Raw genomic sequence first — 1507 nt, 5'->3', positions numbered from 1 at the left:
TGATATTAAAGTTATGAGTTTATTTAATGTTGAAAATATAATTTTAGGAGCAAACATAAAAATAAACGGAATTTTGAATTTAAAAAGTGACATTCAATCGTTGGGGCATTATAATATAGAAGTTGATGGATTAACACTGAATTATGACCAAGTATCTGAAAATTACATAGTTGCAAATTATAAGTATGATAATTTGCATATGTTTTATAAAAATCTTAAAGATTTTATTAAACCTACAGTTAAGTATACATCTAAAGAAAAGAAGTAAAAAGTATTTAAATAGATATTTGTAATGTGTTATAATGAAATGAAGAGAAAATTTAGGAGGTAAATTTATGATATCAGCAGGTGATTTAAGAAAAGGCGTTACGTTTGTAATGGATGGAGATGTTTATGAAATTATAGACTTCCAACACGTTAAGCCTGGAAAAGGAGCTGCTTTTGTTAGAGTAAAAATTAAATCAGTACTTACTGGTGGAGCTAGAGAAACAACTTTTAACCCTTCAGAAAAATTTGAAAAGGCAGTTATAGAAACTAAAGAAATGCAATATCTTTATAGTGATGGAGAACTTTATTATTTCATGGATAATGAAACATATGAACAAATTCCATTGGAAAAAGATGTAGTAGAAGATGCTCTTAATTTTATGAGAGAGAATGATGTAGCTGTTATTAATTTTTATAAAGGTAAACCATTTAGAGTTGCACCTGCAAACTTTGTTGAATTAGAAGTAACACAAACTGAGCCGGGAGTAAAAGGAGACACTTCATCAGGTGGAAATAAACCTGCTACAGTTGAAACAGGATTTACCCTAAATGTTCCACTCTTTGTAAATACAGGCGATGTTATCAGAATTGATACAAGAACAGGGGAGTACATGTCTAGAGTATAATCTAGAGAATTAGGAGGAAACTATGGAAAACTTAAAAGCAAGAATTGCTTATCTAGAAGGTCTAGCAGATGGATGCGAGATTGATGAAACTTCAAAAGAAGGACGTATTTTAGTTGAACTTATTGATGTACTTGGAGATTTAGTTGAAGAGATTCAAAGCCAACAAGAAGATATGGACGAATATCTTGATCTACTAGATGAAGATTTATCAGATCTTGAAGATTATGTATATGACGAAGACGAAGATGATGACTTCGATCTATACGATGAAGATTATGATGATTTATTCTACGATGAATTTGAAGATTCAGATTTAGAAGTAGAAGAATAAATTTAATTGGGCCGAAAGGCCCTTTTTTAGGCTCTAAAATATCTGGGGGAGTAAATCTCTAACAGATATTTTTGTAAAAAAAATTGCACTTATATGCATTTAGTCCTAAACTTTAATTAGCAAAACCAAAGATTGGAGGTACATATAAGTGCAAAATAATAATATCATGAATTTGTTTGGTTTTAAAGATGTAGTTTTTGATAGTTTTAATGAGGATAATGAATTTGTCCATGTTCATGCTTCTGTTCCTAATACTATTATCCTATTAAATCTATATATATAT

At 29.6% G+C, this 1507-nt stretch carries 3 protein-coding genes; all 3 read left to right on the top strand.

What is annotated here, in order from left to right:
* Positions 1 to 268: hypothetical protein (locus HMPREF9129_RS06520; RefSeq protein ID WP_004821713.1), on the top strand; the 268-nt coding region annotated here is incomplete at its 5' end.
* Positions 269 to 335: 67 nt separating this feature from the next.
* Positions 336 to 893, top strand: coding sequence for an elongation factor P (gene efp, locus HMPREF9129_RS06515; RefSeq protein ID WP_004821712.1), 558 nt, complete (start codon positions 336 to 338; stop codon positions 891 to 893).
* Between the two features lie 22 nt (positions 894 to 915).
* On the top strand, positions 916 to 1224 hold the full coding sequence (locus HMPREF9129_RS06510; protein ID WP_004821711.1) for a CD1247 N-terminal domain-containing protein: 309 nt from the start codon (positions 916 to 918) through the stop codon (positions 1222 to 1224).
* The last annotated feature ends 283 nt before the right edge of the window (positions 1225 to 1507 follow it).

This window comes from Peptoniphilus indolicus ATCC 29427 (assembly GCF_000227315.1).
Classification (GTDB): Bacteria; Bacillota; Clostridia; order Tissierellales; family Peptoniphilaceae; genus Peptoniphilus; species Peptoniphilus indolicus.
This window is presented reverse-complemented; position numbering and strand designations above follow the sequence as displayed.

Bases quoted from the DNA above. Each gene is read 5' to 3' on its own strand.
- efp (WP_004821712.1), top strand. From the start codon at position 336: ATGATATCAGCAGGTGATTTAAGAAAAGGCGTTACGTTTGTAATGGAT.
- HMPREF9129_RS06510 (WP_004821711.1), top strand. From the start codon at position 916: ATGGAAAACTTAAAAGCAAGAATTGCTTATCTAGAAGGTCTAGCAGAT.